This is a genomic window from Microbacterium sp. ARD32, from assembly GCF_031844385.1.
In the GTDB taxonomy this organism is placed as follows: Bacteria; Actinomycetota; Actinomycetes; order Actinomycetales; family Microbacteriaceae; genus Microbacterium.
The window spans coordinates 1,705,266-1,729,723 of sequence record NZ_JAUZVD010000001.1; the positions used below are offsets into that span (position 1 = coordinate 1,705,266).

At 70.9% G+C, this 24,458-nt stretch carries 25 protein-coding genes and 1 tRNA gene; 5 read left to right on the forward strand and 21 right to left on the reverse strand.

The window, feature by feature from the left end; translation table 11 throughout:
* Positions 1 to 110: 110 nt before the first annotated feature.
* The 3 genes from Q9R19_RS08110 to Q9R19_RS08120 form a co-directional block, all read right to left on the reverse strand.
* Positions 111 to 917 carry an IclR family transcriptional regulator C-terminal domain-containing protein gene (locus Q9R19_RS08110; protein ID WP_311255804.1) on the reverse strand — a complete coding sequence of 269 codons (807 nt, stop codon included), beginning with the start codon at positions 915 to 917 and terminating at the stop codon, positions 111 to 113.
* A 149-nt stretch (positions 918 to 1,066) separates the two neighbouring features.
* Positions 1,067 to 2,116: a phosphotransferase-like protein gene (locus tag Q9R19_RS08115; RefSeq protein ID WP_311255805.1), complete on the reverse strand. Its 1,050-nt coding sequence runs from the start codon at positions 2,114 to 2,116 to the stop codon at positions 1,067 to 1,069.
* Positions 2,117 to 2,189: 73 nt separating this feature from the next.
* Positions 2,190 to 2,263 (reverse strand) — tRNA-Pro (locus Q9R19_RS08120).
* Positions 2,264 to 2,394: 131 nt separating this feature from the next.
* Here Q9R19_RS08120 and Q9R19_RS08125 point away from each other — a divergent pair.
* The 4 genes from Q9R19_RS08125 to Q9R19_RS08140 all read left to right on the forward strand — a co-directional run bounded on the left by Q9R19_RS08125 (position 2,395) and on the right by Q9R19_RS08140 (position 5,945).
* Entirely contained in the window at positions 2,395 to 3,000 is a 606-nt protein-coding gene (locus Q9R19_RS08125; protein WP_311255806.1) for a GNAT family N-acetyltransferase, read from the forward strand.
* A gap of 94 nt (positions 3,001 to 3,094) precedes the next feature.
* Positions 3,095 to 3,802 (forward strand): lysoplasmalogenase, encoded by a 708-nt coding sequence (locus Q9R19_RS08130; RefSeq protein ID WP_311255807.1) that lies wholly within the window; start codon positions 3,095 to 3,097, stop codon positions 3,800 to 3,802.
* Positions 3,799 to 4,179: a S4 domain-containing protein gene (locus Q9R19_RS08135; protein WP_311255808.1), complete on the forward strand. Its 381-nt coding sequence runs from the start codon at positions 3,799 to 3,801 to the stop codon at positions 4,177 to 4,179. The genes Q9R19_RS08130 and Q9R19_RS08135 overlap by 4 nt, the downstream gene beginning before the upstream one ends.
* A 68-nt stretch (positions 4,180 to 4,247) precedes the next feature.
* Positions 4,248 to 5,945, forward strand: coding sequence for a DUF222 domain-containing protein (locus tag Q9R19_RS08140; protein ID WP_311255809.1), 1,698 nt, complete (start codon positions 4,248 to 4,250; stop codon positions 5,943 to 5,945).
* Positions 5,946 to 6,065: 120 nt separating this feature from the next.
* Here Q9R19_RS08140 and Q9R19_RS08145 read toward each other — a convergent pair whose 3' ends face one another.
* The 18 genes from Q9R19_RS08145 to Q9R19_RS08230 all read right to left on the reverse strand — a co-directional run bounded on the left by Q9R19_RS08145 (position 6,066) and on the right by Q9R19_RS08230 (position 23,453).
* On the reverse strand, positions 6,066 to 7,010 hold the full coding sequence (locus Q9R19_RS08145) for an NUDIX domain-containing protein (protein ID WP_311255810.1): 945 nt from the start codon (positions 7,008 to 7,010) through the stop codon (positions 6,066 to 6,068).
* A gap of 61 nt (positions 7,011 to 7,071) precedes the next feature.
* A complete protein-coding gene (locus Q9R19_RS08150) occupies positions 7,072 to 8,142 on the reverse strand; it encodes a Glu/Leu/Phe/Val dehydrogenase dimerization domain-containing protein (protein WP_311255811.1) in 1,071 nt (356 codons plus the stop codon).
* 108 nt (positions 8,143 to 8,250) lie between these two features.
* Complete coding sequence (gene der, locus Q9R19_RS08155; protein WP_311255812.1) at positions 8,251 to 9,771, reverse strand: ribosome biogenesis GTPase Der; 1,521 nt, start codon at positions 9,769 to 9,771, stop codon at positions 8,251 to 8,253.
* Positions 9,764 to 10,525 carry a (d)CMP kinase gene (cmk, locus tag Q9R19_RS08160; RefSeq protein WP_311255813.1) on the reverse strand — a complete coding sequence of 254 codons (762 nt, stop codon included), beginning with the start codon at positions 10,523 to 10,525 and terminating at the stop codon, positions 9,764 to 9,766. The genes der and cmk overlap by 8 nt, the downstream gene beginning before the upstream one ends.
* The gene (locus Q9R19_RS08165; protein WP_311255814.1) at positions 10,518 to 11,651 is read right to left on the reverse strand and encodes a prephenate dehydrogenase; all 1,134 of its coding nucleotides are present in this window, start codon (positions 11,649 to 11,651) and stop codon (positions 10,518 to 10,520) included. The genes cmk and Q9R19_RS08165 overlap by 8 nt, the downstream gene beginning before the upstream one ends.
* The gene (locus Q9R19_RS08170; protein WP_311255815.1) at positions 11,648 to 12,475 is read right to left on the reverse strand and encodes a pseudouridine synthase; all 828 of its coding nucleotides are present in this window, start codon (positions 12,473 to 12,475) and stop codon (positions 11,648 to 11,650) included. Before Q9R19_RS08170 ends, Q9R19_RS08165 begins: the two co-directional genes overlap by 4 nt.
* On the reverse strand, positions 12,472 to 13,059 hold the full coding sequence (scpB, locus tag Q9R19_RS08175; protein ID WP_311255899.1) for an SMC-Scp complex subunit ScpB: 588 nt from the start codon (positions 13,057 to 13,059) through the stop codon (positions 12,472 to 12,474). The genes Q9R19_RS08170 and scpB overlap by 4 nt, the downstream gene beginning before the upstream one ends.
* Before the next feature lie 28 nt (positions 13,060 to 13,087).
* Positions 13,088 to 13,945: a segregation and condensation protein A gene (locus tag Q9R19_RS08180; RefSeq protein WP_396653453.1), complete on the reverse strand. Its 858-nt coding sequence runs from the start codon at positions 13,943 to 13,945 to the stop codon at positions 13,088 to 13,090.
* Positions 13,929 to 14,819: a ParA family protein gene (locus Q9R19_RS08185; RefSeq protein WP_311255816.1), complete on the reverse strand. Its 891-nt coding sequence runs from the start codon at positions 14,817 to 14,819 to the stop codon at positions 13,929 to 13,931. The genes Q9R19_RS08180 and Q9R19_RS08185 overlap by 17 nt, the downstream gene beginning before the upstream one ends.
* Before the next feature lie 93 nt (positions 14,820 to 14,912).
* Positions 14,913 to 15,815, reverse strand: coding sequence for a site-specific tyrosine recombinase XerD (gene xerD / locus Q9R19_RS08190; protein WP_311255817.1), 903 nt, complete (start codon positions 15,813 to 15,815; stop codon positions 14,913 to 14,915).
* A gap of 1 nt (position 15,816) precedes the next feature.
* A complete protein-coding gene (locus Q9R19_RS08195) occupies positions 15,817 to 16,467 on the reverse strand; it encodes an NUDIX hydrolase (protein WP_311255818.1) in 651 nt (216 codons plus the stop codon).
* 5 nt (positions 16,468 to 16,472) lie between these two features.
* A complete protein-coding gene (locus Q9R19_RS08200; RefSeq protein WP_311255901.1) occupies positions 16,473 to 18,164 on the reverse strand; it encodes a CTP synthase in 1,692 nt (563 codons plus the stop codon).
* A 17-nt stretch (positions 18,165 to 18,181) separates the two neighbouring features.
* Positions 18,182 to 19,873, reverse strand: a complete 1,692-nt coding sequence (gene recN / locus Q9R19_RS08205; RefSeq protein WP_311255819.1) for a DNA repair protein RecN — start codon at positions 19,871 to 19,873, stop codon at positions 18,182 to 18,184.
* Positions 19,870 to 20,775, reverse strand: coding sequence for an NAD kinase (locus Q9R19_RS08210; protein ID WP_311255820.1), 906 nt, complete (start codon positions 20,773 to 20,775; stop codon positions 19,870 to 19,872). The genes recN and Q9R19_RS08210 overlap by 4 nt, the downstream gene beginning before the upstream one ends.
* Positions 20,772 to 21,569, reverse strand: a complete 798-nt coding sequence (locus Q9R19_RS08215) for a TlyA family RNA methyltransferase (RefSeq protein ID WP_311255821.1) — start codon at positions 21,567 to 21,569, stop codon at positions 20,772 to 20,774. The genes Q9R19_RS08210 and Q9R19_RS08215 overlap by 4 nt, the downstream gene beginning before the upstream one ends.
* Complete coding sequence (locus tag Q9R19_RS08220; protein WP_311255822.1) at positions 21,566 to 21,733, reverse strand: hypothetical protein; 168 nt, start codon at positions 21,731 to 21,733, stop codon at positions 21,566 to 21,568. The genes Q9R19_RS08215 and Q9R19_RS08220 overlap by 4 nt, the downstream gene beginning before the upstream one ends.
* 44 nt (positions 21,734 to 21,777) lie before the next feature.
* Complete coding sequence (locus Q9R19_RS08225; protein ID WP_311255823.1) at positions 21,778 to 22,815, reverse strand: HAD-IIA family hydrolase; 1,038 nt, start codon at positions 22,813 to 22,815, stop codon at positions 21,778 to 21,780.
* Positions 22,815 to 23,453 carry a hypothetical protein gene (locus Q9R19_RS08230; RefSeq protein WP_311255824.1) on the reverse strand — a complete coding sequence of 213 codons (639 nt, stop codon included), beginning with the start codon at positions 23,451 to 23,453 and terminating at the stop codon, positions 22,815 to 22,817. Before Q9R19_RS08230 ends, Q9R19_RS08225 begins: the two co-directional genes overlap by 1 nt.
* Before the next feature lie 45 nt (positions 23,454 to 23,498).
* Here Q9R19_RS08230 and Q9R19_RS08235 point away from each other — a divergent pair, with 45 nt between their 5' ends.
* On the forward strand, positions 23,499 to 24,416 hold the full coding sequence (locus Q9R19_RS08235; protein WP_311255825.1) for a hypothetical protein: 918 nt from the start codon (positions 23,499 to 23,501) through the stop codon (positions 24,414 to 24,416).
* Positions 24,417 to 24,458 lie beyond the last annotated feature (42 nt).

The following is a 24,458-nucleotide window of genomic DNA, read 5'->3' on the forward strand; positions in this document are numbered from 1 at the left end:
GGTGAAGTGCGCAGGGCTGCGGGAGCGGCTTCCGGCCCGCCGTTGACGGCGAAGCGCACGCGGTGATGTTCCGTAGCGGTGACGCATGGTCGGTGGATCTGTCACTCCCATCACCGACCTTCGCGAGACCGTCCCGGGGATGGAGCGTCCGAGAATCCGTCCGCTCCGAGGCGCAGCGACAGCCGGTTGGCCGTGCGGCGCAGCTGCTCGGCCATCGCCGTCGTGTCCTGCGGCGGGCCGCCGGTGGGGAGCGAGATGGCGAGGGATGCCGTGAGGCCCGGCGCCCTTACGGGGACCGCCAGGCAGTTGTAGCCAATGGCGTACTCCTGCTCGTCGCGCACCACCGCCGCGGCCGGACGCTCCAGCTGGCGCAGCAGCAGCCGGCGGTCCCGGATCGTGTACGGCGTGAGCTCCTCGAGCGCATGGCGGGAGAGGTAGTCGGCGCGCTCATCCGGGCTGAGCTCGGCGAGGATCTGCTTTCCCAGCGCCGTCGCGTGCGCGCTGGAGTGAAGTCCGACCCAGAGCTCGACTCTCGGGCTGGACTCGGCATCGACGATGTCCACCAGATGCACCTCGCCGTCGTCGTACCGCGAGAGGTAGGCGGTCGCGCCGACTCCGTCCGCGACTTCGTGCAGGGATTCTCGCACGCGTGCGACGAACACGCCCGCAGCATTCGCGTCGCTCAGTGCGGGAAAGCTCCCACCGAGCACCAGTCCGTCGCGCTCGGCCGTCAGATACCGCTCGCGCACGAGCGTGCGGACCAGGTTGTAGGTCGTGCCCAGGGTGAGCCCGGCCTGCTGGGCGAGCACTTTGGCGGGAAGCGGCCGCGGGGAGTTGGCGACGATGTCCACCAGACGCAGAGCACGCTGCACCGAGGCGATCAGTGTCTCATTGCCCTCAGGCTCCTCCGACGACATCGTCATCTCCTCGTACCCGGTGGGACCGACTTCCTCCCCGAAGCACATCCTTGGGCCCATCATGGCACCTGTCAGCGCCCCGCGGTGCGGAATTCGACGAATGTTCGCGTGAACTACCGATCAACGCCAGTCCCGGCGCATCCGATGCCTCAGCCCGCCGCGGTCACGAAGTCGGCGAGCAGCTGCGCGCAGGCGCCGGGCGATCGCGTCGTGGTGTCCACCTCGATGTCATATCGGACGCCATCATGCACGCGCGACGCCTGCAGACGTGCCATGCCCGGAACACGGTCCCCGCGAGAGGCCTCCCGGTCCGCGGCGACGTCAGGATCGCACCGCACTCCGACCCACAGCAGCGACGACCCTTCGAACGCGGAAAGCAGGTGCCGCTGTCCTGCGCCGCCCGAGAGCAGCACCTCGTCGAGAATGATGTGGGCGCCGGCTTGCACCAGCGTCCGCATCGCGGAGTACCACGCCGTCTCCAGCCGCCGGTACTCCGCCGTCACCGAGACGCTGCCGTCGGCGCCGTAGCTGATCCCTGATCTCGGGCTGTCGCCCCGACCCGGCAGCGCGTCGATGAACGTGTCCACGCCGAAGGTCAGCCAGATGCCCGGCAGGATCTCCTGCAGCGCTCGCGCGACGGACGACTTTCCGGAGCTGGATCCGCCGTTCAGGACGATCACCTGCGGAAGCGCGCGCTCGGCATCCGCCGCATCCGTCGCGCGCTGCGCATGCTGCTCGCCGCTCTGCTGGGCCTCGCCGCTCTGCCGTGCCTCGCCGCTCTGCTGGGGCCCACTGCCGAGGCGGTAGTCGAGTCGAAGGTGATGGATGCCGTCGGAGTCGACACGGATCGCTCCGCCGCCGGAGATTCCGGCCAGCTCTCCGGTGCCGCTGGAGGGAATGATGGTCAGCGACTCGTCGTTCCGATCCGCACCGGCGGTCGTGGCGGAATGCGTGAAGTTGAAGGTCCCCGACCGGCCGTGCAGCGATCCCTCGAAGGACTCCATCGCGACGTAGCCACCGCTGTCGCTCGCGGGTGCGAGCGCGTAGGTGAACACGGTCGTCGAGTGCCCGCAGATCTCTCCCGCGAAATGCTTCTCGAGCTTGGCGACCGAGACGGCTGTCGCCGTCTCGGGCCCGGTGCTCAGCGGCGGTTCGAGGGGAGTGAATCCCTTCACCGTGAAGGTTCCCGAGGCGTGCATGATCCTCCTTGGAGTCGGCTGGCGAGAAGCGCGAAGCCCAGGTGAGAGGATTACTCTCACCTGGGCTTCTCGGTCGGGCTGACAGGATTTGAACCTGCGACCCCTTGACCCCCAGTCAAGTGCGCTACCAAGCTGCGCCACAGCCCGTTGTGATCCGCGCCGGAGCGCGGGCAACTCCCCTATCCTAGCCCACCCGAACGGCGCTCGCGAACCACGGCACCCGTTGCTGCACACCCTTCCCGTTGCCTATGTCGGAGGGCCCGCGTAACGTTCCGTGCATGTCCACGATCACGACCGAACGCGCCACGATCAGCCGATGGGACGACGTGCAGCACGCCCTCTCCGGAGGCGGTGACGGGCGCAGCTGTCAGTGCATCTGGCCCGTGGTGAGCAACAAGGACTGGAACGCCACCACCGTCGAGGATCGGCGGGACATGCTGCACGCCGAGATCGCGGCCGGTCCCCCACCGGGGCTGATCGCCTACGTCGACGGAGAAGCTGCCGGCTGGATCCGCATCGGTCCGCGCAGCGCGCAGACCCGCATCGTCCGCACTCGCGCCATCGTCGCCGCCACGGACGAGCCGCTCGACGACGCGAGCGTGTGGGCAGTCACGTGCTTCGTCATCCGCCGCGATCACCGCGGCACCGGGCTGAGCGCCGCGCTCCTGCGCGCTGCCGTCGACTGCGCCGATGAGGCCGGTGCCCGCCTCATCGAGGCGTATCCCGTCGACACCTCCCAAGGCACGCACCGCCCCAACGACCTGTTCCACGGCGCGCTCTCGACCTTCCTCGCGCAGGGATTCCGGCAGACCGCGCAGCTCACCCGCGGTCGAGTGCTCGTGGTGCGCGAGCTGAGACCCGAGTCCGCTACCGTGAGGCCATGAGCGCACAGCATCCGCCGATCGGCGACGCCGACGGATCCTGGCCGGTCGCGCGCCTCCGTGCTGACGGCGCCGTCACGTCCGTGACGGTGGATTCGTGACGGCCTTCGCCGGCGCATCGGCGGACGAAGAGCGGATGCCGCGCGGCATCCGCCCGCTCGAGCTCGCCGGCTGGACGCCGTACATCGTCCTCGCGATCGTCCATGTCGCGGCGATCGCGCTGCACAGCACGATCGCCCCACCGACCAAGCTCTGGCTCATGCCGCTGCTGGCGGTGCCGATCGTGTTCGCGGCGCCGCGCCTGCGGCCGCCCATCGTGATCGGACTCCTGCTCGGTGCGGTGCTCTTCTCCTGGCTCGGCGACGGCGCGGGCGCCTTCTTCCCCGCTCTCCCCGAACTGCCCCTCATGCTCGGCTTCTTCGGCATCGCGCACATCGGCTACATCGTGCTGTTCACCCGCTTCGCCGGCATCCGTCGCCTGCCGTGGTGGACGCTCGTGTACGCCGTCTGGTGGATCGGGATGCTGGTCATCGTCGGGCCTCACACCGGTCCGCTCTTCTTGGCGGTCGCCGGTTACGGGCTCGTGCTGGCCGGCACCGCGGCGACGTCGGCGCGATGCCACCCGATCGTCGCCCTGGGCGGAGCCTTCTTCCTCGCCAGCGACTCCATCCTCGCGCTGCGGCTGTTCCTGCCCTCGGGCCTTCCGGAGTGGCTGGCCCCCGCCGTCATGCTCACGTACACGCTCGGTCAGGGGCTCATCGTGTGGGGCGCGCTGCGGACCCTCTCGAGGCGGGGATCGCGATGACGGATGCCGCGAAGCCGGCGCGCATCGACAGCTGGCTCTGGGCGGTGCGGGTCTACAAGACCCGGTCCGCCGCGACGACCGCCGTGCGGGCGGGGCACGTGCGCGTGAACGGCGTGCGCGTCAAAGCCGCGCAGACGGTGGTGCCAGGCGACGAGGTGCGGGTGCGCATCTCCGGCTTCGATCGCATCCTCGTGGTGCGGCAGACGCTGACCAAGCGCGTGGGGGCGCCCGTGGCCGCAGCCGCCTACGACGACCGCACGCCGCCCCGTGGCCCCGTGGCGATGCTGGCGGTGCGCGATCGCGGGGCCGGACGTCCGACGAAGCGGGAGCGGCGGGAGATCGACCGGCTGCGGGGCCGCGAGAATCCGTACAAATGATCGAGTGAACCTCCCCCCACTCGAAGCATTCTCCTTGCTTTATCGAATATCTGTACTACACTGGAGGCATGGCCTCGGACTTCGACTCCCTTCTCCGGCAGCGCGTTGCGCTGCGGGATGCGTGGGTCGCCAAGCAGCAGCAGATCGCCCGTCTGCAGGCTGAGGCCGCAGGTCTGCTGGCGCAGCGATGGGAGCTGTTCGAGGAGGAGCTCTCGGCGGACCCGATGCGCCGAAACGTGATCGAGCGTTCGATGATGGCGGAGTACTCCGCGGCCGGCCATGTGTCGAAGGGGGCGATGGAGTACGCGTTCTCGGATGCGCGGATGCTGGGGCAGTTCCCTGCGCTGCGCTCTGCTTACGCGCAGGGTCACCTGACTCCCGGACATGTGCGACACCTCCTGGCCGAGTCGCAGCCCGTGCGCGACGCCATCGACGCGGGAAGCGTGACTCCCGAGACGCTGGGTCTGTACGAGCGGGCCGTGCTCGAGGTCGCCGAGCACGACACGGCGGCGCGGGCTCGCAGCCACGCACGGCAGGTCGCCGCGGCCCTGGCGGGCACGACCGTGGTCGACCAGCAGAAGAAGGCGGAGCGTGAGCGGTCCGTGACCGTGCGCTCCGTCGGCGACGGGCTCGCGCTGCTGCAGGCGGTGCTGCCGGAGTATCTGGCGGTGGCGATCCATGATCGGCTCACCAGGATGGCCAAGCATCTGTCCGGTCACCCGCAGGATCGTGAGCCGTCGCTTCCCCCGTCCGAGCCTTCCGAGGCGGAGTGGGCCGCGTGGGAGGCCGAATTCGCCGCCGCAGAACACGCCGAGCAGGAGCTGGTCGCTGAGATCTTCCGCCGCGCGTCCGCGGCACCCGACGATGAGACGGCCGCCGAGAAGGTCACTCAACTCAGCACCGAGGACGTCACTCAGCTCGCCGTCGAGGAGGGCGCCGACACCGCAGAGGAGCACTTCGCCGCCTACCTGCGTCGTCGCCTCGACGAGCACGGCTACTGGCCCGATGAGGGTGATCCGGAGCCGTCGGGGCCGCCGCCGGAGGTCGACCTGTCGGTGTGGACCGACCCGAGATTCGATCCCGACAGCCCCTGCATCATCCGGCTGTCCGACGACCCGCGAAGCTACGACCAGCTGCGGGCGGATCTGCTCGCCGACCTTCTTCTGACCAGCGATCCCTCAGCCGCCCACGGGACCTCGCTGGGCAGCATCACGGGGACGATCCAGGTCACCGTCGCCGCCACCACCCTCCGCGGAGACGACGACCGGCCGGCCGAGCTCGACGGACACGGTCCCCTGCACCCCGACGCCGCACGGGCTCTCGCCGGCGAGAACACGGGATGGACGCGGCTCTTCCTGGATCCGACGGGGCTGGTCACCGAGACCGACACGTACACCCCCACCGAGCCGATGCGCCGATTCCTGCGAGCCAGGGATCAGCACTGCCGATTCCCCGGCTGCCGCATGCCCGTTCACCGGTGCGAACTGGATCACAATCTCGACTGGGCGCTCGGCGGCCCCACCGCGATCGACAACCTCGCGTACTTCTGCAAGACGCACCATACGCTGAAGCATCCCGAGCTGCCGGACTTCGCCCGGTGGACCGCCAGACAGCAGCTCGATCACACCATCCGCTGGGTGAGCCCCACCGGCGCGGCCTACCCAGACGACGCACCGCGCCGCGTCATGTTCGTGCCGACGGGGCCTGAGCCGCCCGAGGAGCAGTGGCTGCCCCTCACGCGCGAGAAGGCCGGCTCGCCCTTCTGAGCGCGCGACGCTTCGACAGGCTCAGCGACCCAACTCGCGCGCAGCGCACCATCGCCGCACCCAGCGACGCTTCGACAGGCTCAGCGACCCAAGTCGTGCGCCCAGCGCCCCATCCCGCCGTCAGCGCAGCTGAGCGAGCAGCCAGCCGGCCGAGCGGACGACGCCGCCGGCCTGCTCCACGCGGTCGCGCAGGCCGCGATCACTCGTCACGACGAACACCTGCGCGCCATCGTCGCGCAGACGCTCCGCCTCCGCGACGATGGCATCGTCGCCGGCCGCCGGAGCCCGCACGATGTGCACGTTCCCGAGAGCAGTTCCCCCCGCGTCCGTCGTCACGCCGGCTCGGCCACCGGCATCCGTCATCGCACGAGCCGCACCCTCCACGACCATCGTCACGCGCGGGTACCAGCGCGTCGCTTCCAACCCGAGCTCCGACGACGCGACGCCGCCTGCCACCCAGGTCGACAGCCTCTCGAGCAGGCGCTCGGCCGCGCCCGCCCGGTCCCTCCACCATCCGTCCGGCACCGACCCCACGACGTTCGCCGCATCGACCACGATCGCCGGCCGCACCTCCAGCAGCGCCCGCAGCTGCGGCCAGGCCGCCGCGAAACCCGGATGCAGCGGACGAAGGTCCACCTCGTCGACGGCGACCCACTCCAGTGCCAGGCTCTCCGGGTCGCTGATCACCGGCTCGAACGCCTCCAGCACATCGGCGATCACCGTCGTGTACGACCAGATTCCCAGTTCCAGCACGCTGGTGAAGCGCACCTGCAGCGCCCCGTCGGGAATGCCGGCCTCCTCCTGCGCCTCGCGCAGCGCGCCGTCGCACGCCGACTCGCCCTCGTGCAGCGCCCCACCGGGTACGCCCCAGGTTCCGCCGAAGTGACTCCAGCCCACGCGGTGCTGCAGCAGCACGCCGCGCTGCACGTCGAAGGCCAGCACCCCGGCGGCGCCGAAACGTCCCCAGTATCGCTGCCCCGACTCGGCGACGACCCACGCGTCGCCCGGGTCTCGCGGCCCCTGCGGGCGGCGCGGCTCTCCAGGCTCGGGCGGGACGATCGTCACCAGCCCAGCCTTTCACAGCCCCGCCGCCGCACAGGGCTCGACGAGCGCAGAAGTCCGCGCGTTACCGCACACCCGCCTCGGCACCGACCCGCAGGCGAGAGGCGGCGAGCTCCTCGGCGGCCTGCAGCGGAGTCACGCCGCGCTCGTCCGCATCCTGCAGGATGGTGCGCACGGTGTCGCCGATCGCGGCGACGCGCGCCATGATCTCGTCACTCGAGCCGATCCGCTTCGCCTCCAGGTCGAGGTAGATCACGCCACCCGCGTTCACCACGAAGTCGGGTGCATACAGGATGCCGCGCCCCGCGAGTCGATCCGCCCCGGAATGGTCCGCCAGGGGGTTGTTCGCCGGCCCGCACACGGCCTTCACGTCCAGCGCGTCGATCACCTCGTCGGTCAGCACGCCGCCGACGCCGGCCGGCACGAACACGTCGCCGGGGACCAGGTGCTCGCTGCCCGGCTCGACCCAGGTCGCGCCGAGATCCTCGGCGAACGAGCGCCGCGCAGGGTTGATGTCGGTCACCGTCAGCTGCGCGCCCTGCTCGGCCAGACGCGCCGCGAGCCGCCCGCCGACCTGCCCCAGCCCCGAGATCGTCACGCGGCGCCCCTCCGCGGATGCCGTGCCGGTCACCCGCTCCAGCACCGCCTGCAGCGAGGCGTACACACCCAGACTGGTCGGTCCCGCGGGCTCCCCCGAACCGCCCACCGTCGACGGCAGCCCCACCACGTGCTGCGTGCGCTCGCTCACCGTGAGCATGTCGTCGGTCGTCGAGCCGACGTCCTCCGCGGTGCGGTACAGCCCGCCCATCAGCTCGACGGCATCGCCCAGGTCGAGGAACGCGTCGCGACGACGATCGGCATCCAGCGTCTGCCCCGGCTCCAGGCGGATGACGGACTTGCCGCCGCCGGCATCCAGACCGGCCGCCGCGTTCTTCAGCGTCATCGCGGCCGACAGTCGCAGCGCATCGCCGAGCGCGTCGCTCCAGTGCGGATACGCCCACAGACGCGCCCCGCCGAGCGCCGAGCCGAGCACCGACGAATGCAGCGCGACCGCCATGAACAGACCGCTGCGTCGTCCCGTGATCACCTCCACCCGCTCGTGGGCGAAATCGGGCAGGGGCAGGGTGTGCGTCATCGCGGTCTCCTTCGGCGGGCCTCGTGGGCCGGGCGGGAACGGATGCCGGGATCATGGCATCCGCTCCCATTCTGCCCGAGACCCGAGCGGGCGCACAGCCCCGGATGGCTACCGCTGGCGCCGCTCCCGCACGCGCATGTTGATGACGATCGGCGTGCCCTCGAACGAGTACAGCTCGCGCAGACGGCGCTGCACGAACCGGCGATAACCGGGGTCGAGGAAACCGGTCGTGAACAGCACGAAGGTCGGCGGACGGGTCGACGCCTGGGTGCCGAACAGGATGCGGGGCTGCTTGCCGCCGCGCAGCGGATGCGGGTGCGCGGCGACGAGCTCAGTGATGAACGCGTTGAACTTGCCGGTGGGGATGCGGCGATCCCAGTTCTGCAGCGCGCGATCCAGCGCCGGCACCAGCTTGTCGAAGTGCCATCCGGTCTTCGCCGAGATGTTCACGCGCGGCGCCCACGCCACGTGCGCGAGGTCCTGCTCGATCTCGCGCTCCAGGTAGCGGCGACGATCGGCGTTCTCCAGATCGGCGTCCGACAGGCGGTCCCACTTGTTGAAGGCGAGCACGAGAGCGCGCCCCGACTCGAGCACCATGTCGATGATGTTCAGGTCCTGCACGCTGATCGGCTGGCTCACGTCCAGCACGACGACCGCGACCTCCGCCTTCTCCAGGGCAGCCGAGGTGCGCAGCGACGCGTAGAAGTCGGCACCCTGCTGCAGGTGCACCCGGCGACGAATGCCGGCGGTGTCGACCAGCCGCCACATCCTGCCGCCCAGTTCGACGATCTCGTCCACCGGATCGCGCGTGGTGCCGGCCAGGTCGTTGACGACCACGCGCTCCTCCCCCGCCGCCTTGTTCAGCAGCGAGGACTTGCCCACGTTCGGACGACCGAGGATCGCGACGCGGCGCGGTCCGCCGATCTCGGCCTTGGCGACCGCCGACACCTCAGGCAGCTTCGCCACGATCAGGTCGAGCAGGTCGGCCACGCCGCGTCCGTGGATGGCCGAGACCGGATGCGGCTCGCCCAGCCCCAGGTTCCACAGCGCGGCCGCCTCGGGCTCCTGCCGTGCGTCGTCGATCTTGTTCGCGACGAGGAACACCGGCTTGCCGCTCTTGCGCAGCAGCTTCACGACGTGCTCGTCGGTGGAGGTGGCGCCGACCTTCGCGTCGACCACGAACAGCACCATGTCGGCCAGGTCGATCGCGACCTCGGCCTGCGCTGCCACCGAGCGGTCGATGCCCTTGGCATCCGGTTCCCACCCGCCGGTGTCGACCAGCGAGAAGCGCCGCTCCATCCATTCGGCCTTGTAGGTGACGCGATCGCGCGTGACGCCCGGCGTGTCCTCCACGACGGCCTCGCGGCGGCCGAGGATGCGGTTCACCAGCGCGGACTTGCCGACGTTCGGCCGTCCCACGATCGCGACCACCGGCAGCGCCGGCATGACCGTGATGCCGTCCTCGCCGAGGGTCGCGCCCTCGAGCAGCTGTGCGTCCTCGTCATCCAGGTCGTAATCGGCGAGCGTGGCCCGCATGAGGTCCGCGCGCTTGTCGGCGAGATCCTCATCCAGGTCGGCCATCTTCTCGGCCAGGTCGTCCGGGCCGCCCTCGTAGTCGTCTTCAGCCATGATGCGGCTCCTTGTCGTCGTCGCCCCCGCGCTCGATCACGGCGAGCACGGCGTCGATGGTCTGCGTGAAATCCAGGTGCGTCGAATCGACCACGGTCACGCCGGGTGCGGCGTTGAGGAAGTCGACGACGCTGCTGTCCGAGGCGTCGCGCCGGCGCATCGCCTCGGCGACGGCGGCGGTGTCCGAGCCCGCGAGCTCGCCCGCGCGGCGCGCTGCGCGCACTTCTGGTGCGGCGGTCAGCAGGATGCGCACCGGCGCGTCCGGGGCGACGACCGTCGTGATGTCGCGGCCCTCGACCACCACCGCCGGGTAGGCGGAGTCCGCCACCATCCGCCGGAAGATCTCGTTCACCTGCACACGCACCTCGGGAACGCGCGCCACGCCGCTGACCGCGGCGGACACCCGCGGGTCGCGGATCGCGTCGGTCACGTCCTCCCCGCCGACCAGCACGCGGCGGTCGTCCGGGTCGAGCTGCTGCGTCAGCGGGAGATCGGATGCCGCAGAGCGGACCGCATCGGCATCCGCCGTGTCCGCGCCGCGCTCCAGCACGTGCCAGGCCAGCGCCCGGTACGCGGCGCCGGTGTCGAGGTACCCGTAGCCGAGCCTGCGCGCGACCGCCTTGGAGACGCTCGACTTGCCCGATCCGGCGGGCCCGTCGATCGCGACGATCTTCGCGGCGCCAGCCGCCTGGGTCCCTGAGCCTGTCGCCTGTACTGAGCGACCGCCAGGGAGTCGAAGTGAAGGGTCAGTCATTGGTGTTCCCCGCAATCCGCCAGCCTCGTGCTTCCAGGCCCTCGATGGCGCCGCGCAGCGCGGCCGGCGCCACGCTGATGTCGGCCAGGCCGAACTGCGCGCCCGGAGAGTGCTCCAGACGCAGATCCTCGACGTTCACGCCCAGCTCACCCAGCTCGCCGAACAGTCGTCCGAGCTGGCCGGGCGTGTCGTCCACCATGACGACGAGCTGCTCGAAGCGGCGGTTCTGGCCGTGCTTGCCCGGGAGGCGCTCCACCCCCTCGTTGCCCTGACGGATGGCATCCGCCACCGTCCGGCGCGAGCCCGGCGCATCCGGCTCGCGCAGCGCCGCCGTCAGCTGCTGCAGGTCGCCGGCGAGGGCGTCGAGCACCTCGACGACCGGCTCGGCGTTGGCACTGAGGATCTGCACCCACAGCTCGGGTGCCGATGCCGCGATGCGGGTCGTGTCGCGCACGCCCTGCCCGGCCAGGGTCAGCGAGTCCTCGTCGGCGGATGCCAGCCGTGCGGCCAGCAGGCTCGCCACCACCTGCGGCACGTGCGAGGTCAGCGCGACCGAGCGGTCGTGCTCCTCGGGGGTCATCTCCAACGGCATCGCCCCGAGATCCAGCGCGAGCGCCTCCACCAGCGCGAGATCGGCCGCGCGCGTCTCCTCGTCGCGGCACACCACCCACGGGCGTCCGATGAACAGGTCGGCGCGTGCGGAGATCGCCCCGCCGCGCTCACGGCCGGCCAGCGGGTGCGAGCCGATGTAGCGGGTCAGATCCACATCGCGACGGCGCAGCTGCAGGTACGGCTGCAGCTTCACACTGGCGACGTCGGTCACCACGGCATCCGGGTGCGCCTCGAGCTCGGCCTGGATGACGTCAGCCGTGACATCCGGCGGCACGGCCACCACGATCAGGTTCGGACGGTCGTCCTGGCGCGCCGCGCGCCCGGCGCCGTAGTCGATCGCGAGCCGCAGCTGCGAGGGCGAGGCGTCGGCCAGCACGACGTCGACGTCATGTGCGCGCAGCGCGTGGCCGATGCTCGATCCGAGCAGCCCCGCGCCGACGATGCGCACGGTCCCCGACACGCGCGATGCCGGACCCGGCGCGCGCGATGCGCGGGCGTTCACGATGTCGCTCACTCGGTCTCCTGCTTGTCGTCTCCCGCGGCCGCAGGCGTGTCCCGGCGCGACAGGGTCAGCAATGCGCCTCGTTCGATTCTATTCAGCTCCCTGGCCTTCCCGACCGGGAGGGTTCCCAGGTGCAGCGGACCGAACTGGCGACGCACGAGTTCCTCGACCGGATGCCCGACGGCGGCCATCATGCGCCGCACGATCCGGTTCCGGCCGGAGTGCAGCGTCAGCTCGACCAGGCTCGATCTCCTTCCGCCGGCCGCCGCTCCCGCCGAGGCATCCAGCAGCCGCGCCCTGTCCGCCTTGATCGGGCCGTCGTCCAGATCGACGCCGCGCGTCAGCTTCGCGATCGTCTGCGCGGTCACCGTTCCGGCGACCTTCGCGATGTACACCTTCGTGACGCCGAACGAGGGGTGCGCGAGCACGTGCGCGAGCTCGCCGTCGTTGGTCAGGATCAGCAGCCCGCTGGTCTCGGCATCCAGCCGGCCGACGTTGTACAGCCGCTCCTCCCACTCCGTCGTGAAGCGGCGCAGATCGGGGCGGCCCCTCTCGTCGCGCATGGTGCTGACGATGCCGGTGGGCTTGTTGAGCATGACGTAGCGCTTGGACACGTCCAGCTGCACCGCGGTGCCGTCCACGTCGACCAGATCGATCTCCGGATCGATGCGCGTGCCGAGCTCGGTGACGGTGCGACCGTTCACGCGGATGCGGCCCTCGACGATGTACTGCTCGATCACGCGACGCGACGCGACGCCGGCGTTCGCCAGCACCTTCTGCAGCCGCACGCCGTCCTGGGAGCCTGAGCCGGTGGAAGAGCCGGGCGAGGGCATCATCGCGTCACTCCCTCGTCGAAGCCGTCGGCGCCATCATCGAGCAGCGGCGAGATCGGCGGCAGCTCGTCGATCGAGTTGATCCCCAGGTGCTGCAGCAGCTGGTCGCTGGTGCCGTAGTTGATCGCGCCGGTCTCGGCGTCGGCGAACAGCTCGGTGATCAGCCCGCGCGCGAGCAGGGTGCGCACGACCGAGTCCACGTTCACCGCCCGGATGGACGCGACCTGCCCGCGGGTGACCGGCTGCTTGTAGGCGATCACCGCGAGCGTCTCCAGCGCCGCCTGCGACAGCCGTGCAGGCGCCTGACCACCGATGAAGTCGGCGACCAGGTCGTCGTGCTCCTCGCGCACGTACAGCCGCCATCCTCCGCCCACCTCGCGCAGCTCGAAGCCGCGCCGCGGACCCCTGCCGCGCCCGTCGTAGTCCTCAGCCAGGCTCTCCAGCGTCTGGCGGACGGCGGGCACCGGGGCGTGCACGGACGCGGCCAGCGCCACCAGCGCGATCGGCTCGTCGATGATCAGCAGAATCGCCTCGACCCGCTCGGTCAGGGGCGTCTCCAGGGTCGTCTCGAGAACGGCATCCTCCATCACTGCTTCCTCATCGGTCATCGTCGCCTCACTTCTCATAATCCGCCCCGAGGGTCGCCAGCTGCTCGTCGGTCCAGTTCTCCGCCGACCAGCGCAGTGTCAGTTCGCCCAGGGGCTCCAGCTGCTCGAAGGACAGCGCGGCATGCCGGTACAGTTCCAGCACCGAGATGAACCGCGCCACCACGATGCCCGTCTCTGCCACCCCGCTGACCAGTTCGCGGAACGTCAGCGACTCGGTGCTGCGCAGCAGGGTGACGACCACGGCCGCCTGTTCCCGGATGCTGACCAGCGGCGCGTGCAGGTGGTCGAGGCCGACGCTGGGCAGCTCCTTCGGCGCGAAGGCGAGCAGAGCCAGCGCCGCGAAGTCGTCGACGCTCAGCGACCACACCAGTTCGGGCGTCTTCCGCCGGTGTCTCTCATCCAGCGGGGCGGCGCGCACATGCCGGCGCTCCTCGCGCTGCAGGCAGCGTGCGAACCAGGCGGAGACCTCCTTGAACGCGCGGTACTGCAGCAGCCGGGCGAACAGCAGGTCGCGCGCCTCCAGCAGCGCCACCGACTCGGCATCCACCAGCTCACCCTGCGGCAGAAGGCCCGCGACCTTCATGTCCAGCAGAGTCGCGGCGACGACGAGGAACTCGGATGCCTGGTCCAGCTCGTCCGGGCCGTCCAGGTCGCGCAGGTACGAGATGAACTCGTCCGTCACCCTGCTCAGCGACACCTCGGTGATGTCGAGCTCGTGCTTGGAGATCAGATTCAGCAGCAGGTCGAAGGGACCGTCGAAGTTCGACAGAGAGACCCGGAAACCGGGCGCCTCCTCTTCCTGGGCCGCTGCGCCCGTCGCAGCGCCGGGCTCGGCTTCGGAGACGTCCTCAGGCGACGGCACCACGTGCGACCAGCTCCCGCGCCAGTCGCAGGTAGGCCTGGGCGGCTGCGTGCTCCGGCGCGAACTCGGTGATGGGCACGCCGGAGACCGAGGCGTCGGGGAACTTCACGGTGCGGCCGATCACGGTCTCCAGCACATCGTCGCCGAAGGCCTCGACGACGCGCTCCAGCACCTCGCGGGAGTGCAGGGTGCGCGGGTCGTACATCGTCGCCAGCAGTCCGTCGAGGGTGATGGCCGGGTTCAGCCGGTCGCGCACCTTGTCGATCGTCTCGATCAGCAGCGCCACCCCGCGCAGCGCGAAGAACTCGCACTCCAGCGGGATCAGCACGCCGTGCGCGGCGGTGAGGGCGTTCACCGTCAGCAGTCCCAGCGACGGCTGGCAATCGATGAGGATGACGTCGTACTCGCCCGCCACATGCCGCAGCACCCGCGCCAGGATCGTCTCGCGCGCGACCTCGTTGACCAGGTGCACCTCGGCCGCGGACAGGTCGATGTTGGCCGGCAGCACGTCGAGGTTCTCGACGGACGAGTGCACGATGGCATCCCGCGGGTCGCGCTTGGTGTCCAGCAGCAGGTCGTAGACGGTCGGCACGTCGTGCACCGTGATGCCCAGGCCCGCCGACAGGGCCCCCTGCGGATCGAAGTCGACGGCGAGCACCCTGCGCCCGTACTCCGCGAGCGAGGCCGCCAGGTTGATCGAGGTGGTGGTCTTGCCGACCCCGCCCTTCTGGTTGCACAGCGCGATGATGCGTGCGGGGCCGTGCGAGTCCAGCGGAGCGGGGACGTCGAACCCGTGGTACGGACGGCCGGTGGGTCCGACGGGCACGCCGTCGCCCTTCGTCGCCGTCGACCTGCTCTTCGTCGCCTTCTCCGCCACCGGTTCTCCCGCTCCTGTCGTGCTTGCTCGATTGTAGCCGCCAGCCGTGCCCGGCTCACCCTCGGCGCGCGGGATGCCGGCGCGCTGGTGCACTCAGCGTGCGCGCGGGTGCGAGGTCGCGTAGATGTCGCGCAGCGTGTCGACCGAGACGTGCGTGTAGATCTGGGTGGTGGCCACCGAGGCGTGCCCGAGCAGCTCCTGCACCACGCGCACGTCCGCGCCGCCCTGCAGCAGATGCGTGGCGAAGGAGTGCCGCAGGGTGTGCGGCGAGACCTCGGCGGTGAGCTGCGCCGCCTCCGCGGCCGCCCGGATGATCAGCCAGGCGCTCTGGCGCGACAGCGGCGCCCCGCGCGCACCGAGGAACAGCCGCGCCGTCGCGCGCCCCTTGGCCGCGAGGCCCGGTCGCACCCGCGTCAGGTAGGCGTCCACGGCCGCGCGCGCGTACGAGCCGACCGGCACGATGCGCTCCTTGCCGCCCTTGCCGCGCAGGCGCAGCACGTCGCCGTGGGCGAGATCGTCGACATCCAGCGACACCGCCTCCGACACGCGGGCGCCCGTCGCGTACAGCAGCTCCAGCAGGGCCCGGTCGCGGATACCCATCGGCTCGTCCGACGAAGGCGCGGCCAGCAGCCTGTCGACCTGCTCGATGGTGAGCGCCTTCGGCAGCCGCTGCGGTGTCTTCGGCGGCCGCAGGCGCCCGGTCGGATCGTCCTGTGCGATTCCCTCGCGCGCCAGGAACCGGTGCCAGCCGCGCACCGATGACTGCAGGCGCGCCAGGCTCGTCGCCGCAGGCGGCGGATGGGCGGCCGAGCGCTCGGCGATGAACGCGGTCACGACCGCCGGCGTCACGGCGTCCGTCGCAGTGACGCCCTGCTCGCCCAGCCAATCGACGTAGCCGTTCAGATCCCGTCTGTAGGCGGCGATCGAGTGCTCTGAGAGCCCGCGCTCGATCGTGATGTGCCGCAGGTACGCGTTCAGCGCACGATCGAGACGCATGTCAGCACCGGGCGCGCTTCGCAGCCGCGGCCAGGATGCCGATCGACAGGATGCCGTTGCGCATCCGGCCGTCGAGCACCGCTTCGACGGCATCCGACAGCGGCACCCACTCGACGCGGATGTCGGCCTCCTCGTCCGCACGGGCGTGCGCGGTCTTGGCGGCGGAGATGCCGGTGGCGAGGTGGATGTGGATCAGCTCGTCATTGCCGCCGGGCGTCGTCCAGCTGGAGACCAGGCGCTCCCACCGCTCCGCGGTGACGTCGGCCTCCTCAGCCAGCTCGCGCCGGGCGGCATCCATCGGGTCCTCGCCGGGGATGTCGAGCAGGCCCGCCGGCAGCTCCCAGTCACGGTGCCGGATCGGATGCCGGTACTGCTGGATCAGCAGCACTCGCTCCTGGTCATCCAGCGCCACGACCGCGACCGCACCGGGGTGCGCGACGTACTGACGGCGGATCTGGCCATCGCCGTACTTCACGCGCTCGTCGAGCACGTTCCACACGGCGCCCTCGAAGCCGACCGCGCTGGAGAGCACCTCGGGCTCGAAGGGCTCGTCGCGCAGGATCTTGCCCGGGGAAAGCGAGTGCGTCTCTTCGAAAGGGGCCCCGTGCCCGGAGGCTCCGGGCGACGCGTCAGCGGCGGCTGGAGTGGGCATGGGGATCAGGCGTCGTCATCGCCGAACAGCTCGCTGGAGCGGTGCCGCTCGATGGCCGCCCCCACCAGTCCCCGGAACAGCGGGTGCGGCTCGGTCGGACGCGAGCGCAGCTCGGGGTGCGCCTGGGTGGCGATGTAGTACGGGTGCACGTCGCGCGGAAGCTCGACGTACTCGACCAGGCCGAGGTCGGGGTTCACCCCCGAGAAGACCAGGCCGGCGTCGGCGAGGCGATCGCGGTAGGCGTTGTTGACCTCGTAGCGGTGACGGTGACGCTCGGAGGCCGTGTCCGCACCGTACAGCTCGCGGGCCAGCGAGCCCTCGGCCAGGGCCGCCTCGTAGAGACCGAGGCGCATGGTGCCGCCCAGGTCGCCGCCGTCGAGGATCTCGACCTGCTCGGCCATCGTCGCGATGATCGGCTCGGTCGTCTCGGCGTCGAACTCGGTCGAGGACGCCCCCGCGATGCCTGCGACGTTGCGGCCGTACTCGATCACCATGCACTGCAGGCCCAGGCAGATGCCGAGCGTGGGGATGCCCTGCTCGCGGGCGAAGCGCAGCGCGCCGAGCTTGCCCTCGATGCCGCGGATGCCGAAGCCGCCGGGCACCAGGATGCCGTCCAGGTCGCCGAGCTGCCTGGCCGCGCCTTCCGGCGTCTCGCAGGTGTCCGATGCGATCCAGCGGATGTTGACCTTGGTCTCCTGGGCGAAGCCGCCGGCCTTCAGCGCCTCGGTCACCGACAGGTAGGCGTCGGGCAGGTCGATGTACTTGCCGACCAGGCCGATGGTGACCTCGTGCTTGGGGTTGTGCACGGCGTGCAGCACGCGGTTCCAGCGGGTCCAGTCCACCTCGCCTGCGCGCTCGTCGAGTCCGAGCTTGCCGATGATGTAGGCGTCCAGTCCCTGATCGTTCAGGGTCGACGGGATGTCGTAGATGCTGGGCAGGTCGACCGTGTTGACCACGCCCTCGGTGTCGACGTCGCACATGAGTGCGATCTTGTTGCGGTTGCTCTCGCTGACCGGCCGGTCGCTGCGCAGCACGAGCGCGTCGGGCTGAATGCCCACCTGCCGGAGGGCGGCGACCGAGTGCTGGGTCGGCTTTGTCTTCTGCTCGCCGGAGGCTCCCATGAACGGCACCAGGGAGACGTGCACGAAGAACACGTTGCCGCGTCCCAGCTCGTGCCGCAGCTGGCGAGCCGCCTCCAGGAACGGCTGCGATTCGATGTCACCGACGGTGCCGCCCACCTCGGTGATGATCACGTCGGGTCGGGGCTCCTCGCTGGCCTGCAGGCGCATGCGGCGCTTGATCTCGTCGGTGATGTGCGGGATGACCTGCACGGTGGCACCGAGGTAGTCGCCGCGGCGCTCCTTCGCGATGACCTGCGAGTAGATCTGCCCTGTGGTGACGTTCGCCGCGCGGGAGAGCTCGATGCCGAGGAAGCGCTCGTAGTGGCCGATGTCGAGATCAGTCTCGGCGCCGTCGTCGGTGACGAAGACCTCACCGTGCTCGAAGGGATTCATCGTGCCGGGATCGACGTTCAGGTAGGGGTCGAGCTTCTGCATCACGACGCGCAGCCCGCGGGCGGTGAGCAGGTTGCCCAGGCTCGCTGCCGTGAGACCCTTCCCCAACGACGAAACGACACCGCCTGTCACGAAGATGTGCCTGGTGGTGTCGTTCTTGGGCCCCGCAACAGAAGAGTTCATCACGGGCTTTTATCCTATCAGTTCGTTCCGGAGCCGAGGCTCAGGAGTTCGCGGGCATGGGTGATCGCGGCATCCGAGTCGGCGAGACCGGACAGCAGCCTCGCCATCTCGGCTTCACGCTGCTCGCCGTCGAGGCGGGTGACGCTGGAGGCGGTCACGGAGCCGTCGTTCGCCTTCACCACCGACAGATGGTTGTTCGCGAACGCCGCCACCTGGGCCAGGTGGGTGACCGCGATCACCTGGGAGGTGCGCGCCAGCTGCGCGAGCCGTCGTCCGACCTCGATGGCCGCGGCGCCGCCGATGCCGGCATCCACCTCGTCGAACACGAAGGTCGGCACCGGATCGGTGCCGGCGATGACCACCTCGATAGCCAGCATCACCCGGGAGAGCTCCCCGCCGGATGCCCCACGGGACACCGGGCGCAGCGTCGCGCCGGGGTGCGGAGCCAGAAGGATGGCGACGTCATCGCGGCCCTGCGTCGTCTCGGCGCCCGGTGAGACCTGCACCTCGAGCCGGGCGTCGGGCATGGCGAGCGCGTGCAGCTCGTCGGTGACGGCCTCGGACAGCCGCGCCGCCGCGGCGGTGCGCGCCTGGGTGAGGGCGTCGGCCGCGGCGTCGAGAGCGGCGCGCGCTTCGGATGCCTGCGCGGCCAGCCGCTCGATCCGGTCGTCGTCATCATCGAGCTCCGCCAGGCGGAGCGCCCCGGTGCGCCAGACCTCGAGCGCCTGCTCCAGGGAGCCGTGCTGCCGGACCAGTCCGCCGATCGCGGCGCGGCGCTCCTCCACGGCGGCGAGTTCGTGCGGGCCGGATTCGTCGAGGTCGGCGAGGTAACTGGAGAGCTGCCCCGCCAGATCCGCGGCGCGATAGCCCAGGTCGGCGAGAGCCTCGGCGAGGTCGGCCAGCTGCGGGTCGGCAGCGCGCTCCACGGCTCTGCGCGCCTCAGCGAGGAGGGTCGCGACATCGGGCTGGTCGTCCTCGCCGGAAAGCGCCGTGCGGGCGAGGGATGCCGACGCCCGCAGCTCCTCCGCGTTGGCCAGGCGCTCGGCGCGCTCGTCCAAGGACACGTCCTCGCCCGGCTCCGGCTCGAGCTGCTCGATCTGCGCCAGCTGCTCGCGCAGCTGCGCGGCCTCCGCCGCCCGCAGGTCGCGGTTCTCGGTGAGCTCGGTGATCTCGGCATCCAGCTCCCGCCAGGCGCGGAAGCGCTCGGCGTACGCCGCGACGGCATCGGCGATCCGCTCCCCGCCGAAGCGGTCGAGGGCGTCGCGCTGGGCGGATGCCGAGCGCAGCCGCAGCTGGTCGGACTGGCCGTGCACGACGACGAGCTCGTCAGCCAGCGCCGACAGCACGGCCGCCGGCGCCGCGCGGCCGCCCACGCTGGCCCGGCTGCGCCCCTCGGCGCTGAGCGTGCGCGACACGTACAGCTCGGCAGCGTCGTCGCCCGCGGGCTCGAGCTCGCCGCCGGCCTCCTCCACGATCTCGGCGACCGGCCCTCGCTGCGGCACCACCCAGACGCCGGCGACCGAGGCCTGCCGTGCCCCCGCACGCACTGCGGAGGAATCCGCTCGCGCACCGAGGAGCAGCCCCAGTCCCGTGACGACCATCGTCTTGCCCGCGCCGGTCTCGCCGGTGACGGCCGTGAAGCCCGGCCCGAGGGGCAGCACGGCGTCGTCGATGACGCCGAGACCGCGGATGCGCATCTCGTCGATCATGGGGCACCCCGCCATCCGGCCACGGGAAGCTGGAACTTGCGCACCAGACGGTTGGTGAACGCGGTCGGATGCAGTCGGGCGAGCCGCACCGGCTGGGCGGCCCGCCGCACGACGACCCTGGCTCCGGGCGGCAGCTCGTGGGACCGCCGGCCGTCGCACCACAGGATGCCGGTTCCGCTGGTGCGCTCGAGCATCTCGATCGCGACGGACGCCTCCGGTCCGACCACGAGCGGCTTCGCGAAGAGCGCGTGCGCCGAGAGCGGGACCACCGCGATCGCCTCGACCGTGGGCCAGATGACCGGACCTCCGGCGGAGAAGTTGTACGCGGTGGATCCGGTGGGCGTGGAGACGACCATTCCGTCGCATCCGAAGCTCGACAGCGGAAGCCCGTCGATCTCGACCACGACCTCGATCATGCGCTCGCGGCTGGCCTTCTCGACGGTGGCCTCGTTGAGCGCCCAGGTGTCGTACACGACCGTGCCCGCGGCATCCTTCACGCGCACCGAGAGCGCCATGCGCTCCTCGACCTCGTAGTCGCGATCGATCACACGACGCACGGCGGCATCCATGTCGTCGCGGTCGATCTCGGCCAGGAACCCGACATGACCCATGTTGATGCCGAGCACCGGCGCTCCCGACTCCCGCACCAGCTCCGCGGCGCGCAGGATCGTGCCGTCGCCGCCGAGCACGATGGCCAGCTCGAGATCCTCGGTGGCGACATCCTGCCCCAGCAGCGCGAGCTGCGCGAAGCGGGCGTCGACGGCGGCGAGCTCCGCGCGATCGGGCGCCGGGAGCACCGGAACGGCGCCGGCCTCGTGCAGCGCATCGACGACGCGCAGCGCGGCGTCGACGGTCTCGTCGCGCTTGGCGTGGGCGACGACCAGGATCCGGCGCTCGTTCATCGTCCTCCTGCCACGTGTGCGATCTGCTCCGTCCATTCTGACGGATCGGCTCCGGCGCCCGGCGCCAGGTGCACCAGGTACTCCGCGTTGCCGTGAGTGCCGAGGATCGGCGAGGCCAGGATGCCGAGCGTGCCGAGGCCATTGTCGCGCGCCGACCACAGCGTGCGCTCGATCGCGTCCACGCGCAGCACGGGGTTGGTCACGAGCCCGCCTCTGACGGCGGTGCGTCCGACCTCGAACTGCGGCTTGACCAGCAGGACGACGTCGCCGCCGGATGCGATGACGCCGGCGACGGCCGGGAGCACGTGCTCGAGGGAGATGAAGGACAGATCGCCGACGACCAGGTCGGGAGGGTCCGTCTCGCCGGTGGCCGCGGCCAGGTTCGCGCCCGTCATGCGGCGGACGTTGAAGCCCTCAGCCGACACGACGCCGGGGTCGGATGCGACCGCCGGCGCGAGCTGGCCGTGGCCGACGTCGACCGCGAGCACGCGACGCGCGCCGCGTTCGCGCATCACCTGCGTGAAGCCGCCGGTGGATGCGCCCATGTCGAGAGCGAGCCGGCCCTGCGGGTCGATTCCGAAACCGTCCAGGGCGGCGATGAGCTTGTGCGCCCCTCGGCTGACATAGTGATCGCCGCCGTCGACGCGGATGTCGGTGTCGTCGTCGACGGGAGTCGACGCCTTGACGACGGGGCGACCCGAGACGCGCACCAGCCCGCCGGCGATGAGCGTGGCCGCGTGCGTGCGCGAGCGCGCCAGTCCGCGCGCCGCGAGGGCCGCATCGAGTCTGGTCATCGGGTCCCCGGTGCGGCATCGCCGCGCGGTGCGCTCTCGAGGCGCTTCATGAGCTCGTCGTGCAGCGCCCCGTACGCCGCCGCCCGCGAGTCGAGCGGCTGGCCCTCGATGAGGCGCAGTCTGCTCCACAGCGCGTCGGCCGGCTCGTCACGGGAGTGCTCCATCCGACCACTGTAACGCGCCGCACCGATGCGCGCCGGGGCGCCGCTCAGGGCCTGTGGAAAGGATCCTCGTACAACCGCTCGGGAACGCGGAAGGCGTAGATCATCAGATCGGTCGCCCAGATCGCCGCGGCACCGGCACGGAGCAGATCGATCTGGGATCGCCCCGCCGACACGATCTGCACGTCGGCGTCGACGATCCGCACCGACGCGTCGTTCACGGTGAACACGCCGTCGTTCTGCACGGTCTCCGGGTACGGCTGGTGCAGTTCGCGCAGATCGCCGAGGATGTAGTCCGGGCGCGAGCCCTTCGGCGCGGCGAGCACGTGCTTGGGCCGGTCGATGCCGGTGAGCACCAGCGCCGAGTCGATCCCGGCGCGTGCGGAGCCGGCGATGTCTGTGTCGAGCCGGTCGCCCAGGAACAGCGGATGCTGCGCCCCGAAGCGCTCCACGGCGACCTCGAAGATCGGCTTCTCGGGCTTGCCCGCCACGGTGGAGAGTCGCCCGACGGCGGTGTGCACCGCCGAGACGAGCGTGCCGTTGCCCGGGGCGACGCCGCGATCGCGCGGGATCGTCCAGTCGGTGTTGGTCGCGATCCAGGGGATTCCGCCCTCGTCCTCGGGAACCTGCAGGGCGAAGGCCGCCTCGGCGAGATCCGTCCAGGCGATCTCGGGGGCGAAGCCCTGCACGACCGCGGCCGGAGACTCCTCGGCGCTGCGGGTGATCGTGTATCCCGCCTTGCGCGCCTCGTCGACCAGCCCGTCTCCGCCGACGATGAGGATCGTCGCCGGCGCAGGGACCATCGTCGCGAGCAGGCGCATGGCGGCCTGAGGACTCGTGACGACGTCCGACGGAGCGACGGAGAGACCGAGATCGGACAGATGGGCCGCGACCGCGGCATCCGTGCGCGAGGCGTTGTTCGTGATGTACCCCAGACGCATGCTCTCGGCGGCGCGATTGAGGCTGTCGATCGCATGCGGCAGCGCACCGGGCCCGGCGTAGACGACACCGTCGAGGTCGGCGAGCAGGGCGTCGCGCCCGGTCAGCGGTGTGGATGCCGGCTTCGTCCGGCGGAACAGCGCCATCAGTCCTCGTGCTCCGGCTCCGGAGCCGTGGCCTCACCGGGCCTCGTGGTCTCGTCGGGCGCGTCGTCGGGCTCGTCGCGTGACTCTCCGGAACCGCTGTCGGCGTCCTCGGAATCGTCGCCGGAGTCGGAATCGTCGCCGGAGTCTTCAGAGCCATCGTCGGAGTCCTCGATCAGGCCGTCCTCAACGATCATCTCGTCGAACTCGCCGTCGAGGCCGAGAGCGGATGCCGCGACCTCGGCGCGCTCGGTCCAGAACGCGGCCTCGTCGGAGCGGCCGAGGTCCTCCAGCACGGCGGCGCGAGCGGAGAACAGCGCGGGGCTCCACTCGAACGCGCGATCCGGGTCCAGCTCCGGGATCTCGAGCTCGCCGAGGGCGAGCTCGACCTCGCCGCGATCGAGCCGGGCGCCCGACATCGCGATAGCCATCGCCACCCGCACGTCGACGTCGAGCGTGGAGCGATCGACCCCGCGTCCCTCCTCGAGCGCCCGGTCGGGTCGCCCGACGCCGCGCTCGCTGTCGACGATGAGCGCGATCATGTCATCCTTGCCGGACAGCCGGCGGTAAGTGCGCAGCTCGCGCAGCGCCAGCGCGAAATCGCCGATGCCGTACGCGGTGATCGCGAGCGTCGAGCGCACGACGGGAATCCGGCCGGCCCGGCGGGAAGCCGCAAGGGCATGCGCATGAGCGCGCTCGGGCTCATCGTCGATGAGCTGAGCCGCCATCGCGAGGTGGCGCGCAGTCTGCTCGGCGTTCTCCTTGCTCAGCGTCTTCAGTTCGTTCCGCGCACCCGGATGCAGGTCGCGCGCGGTGATCTCGTCAGGAATCGGCGGCTCCTCGATGCGCTCGCGCACCGGCGCGAACTCGTTGATCGGCCGATCCGCACCGCCGCGGGGGCGGTCCCGGTAGGAGGAGCGCTCACCCCGATCGCGATCGCCATAGGCGCGACGCTCACCCTGCGGCCGGTCACCACGGTACGGGCGGTCACCCTGGCTGCGGTCGCGGTCACCGAAGGAACGACGCTCACCCTGCGGCCGGTCACCACCATACGGGCGGCCACCCTGGCTGCGGTCGCGGTCACCGAAGGAACGACGCTCACCCTGCGGCCGGTCACCACGGTACGGGCGGTCACCCTGGCTGCGGTCGCGGTCACCGAAGGGACGACGCTCACCCTGGCGACGGTCACCATACGGGCGACGCTCACCCTGGCGGCGGTCACCATACGGGCGACGCTCACCCTGGCGGCGGTCACCATACGGGCGACGCTCACCCTGCGGACGGTCACCCCGAGACGGGGGGTCACCCTGGCTGCGGTCACCCCGAGACGGGCGATCACCCTGCGGACGGTCACCACGGTACGGGCGATCAGCCTGGTTGCGGTCACGGTCGCCGTAGGGGCGACGCTCACCCTGGTTGCGATCGCCATACGGCCGGCGCTCACCGTCACGGGAGCTGCCACCGCCGCCACGGCGCGGGGCCCGCGAGCTCGAATCCGAGTACCGCGGCCTGCGATCGGAGCCCGCACGTCGATCGCGCGCGCCCTCGCCGTCTCGGCGGTCCCGCTGCTCTTCCGACATACTGACTCCCTGTTTGCTTGTTAACGCAAGATGGCCACCCAACCCTGGGTGGCCATCTTACTTAAG